Origin of the sequence: Sabulibacter ruber (assembly GCF_017355955.1) — a bacterium.
Lineage (GTDB): Bacteria > Bacteroidota > Bacteroidia > Cytophagales > Hymenobacteraceae > Nibribacter > Nibribacter ruber_A.
Genome location: NZ_JAFFID010000216.1, coordinates 1 through 241, shown reverse-complemented (window position 1 = coordinate 241; position 241 = coordinate 1). Strand labels below are relative to the sequence as shown.

1 protein-coding gene is annotated in these 241 nt (G+C 56.0%); it reads right to left on the bottom strand.

Annotated elements, in window-relative coordinates:
- Window positions 1–54: 54 nt before the first annotated feature.
- Window positions 55–241: hypothetical protein (locus JT719_RS25100; RefSeq protein ID WP_207436498.1), on the bottom strand; the 187-nt coding region annotated here is incomplete at its 5' end.

The following is a 241-nucleotide window of genomic DNA, read 5'->3' as shown; positions in this document are numbered from 1 at the left end:
GAACGGCTGCGTCTTGAATTGATTCCTGATCCGCGACCGGTTCCCCGCGTGGCTTCAGAAATTCGGTACGGTCTTGATTTGGCGCTCCAAGTAGCGGTTGCAGGCGTGGTGGATTTCTAGGAAATTCGCGCAGGATTCGTGCGGCTTATAGATTTTGAAGCTGCGCATAATGCCGAGGGTCGCGGCGCTTTCCAAAGGTCCGACGAAGCTCGCGTCCCTGTCCAAGAAGAAAGGTTGCGCC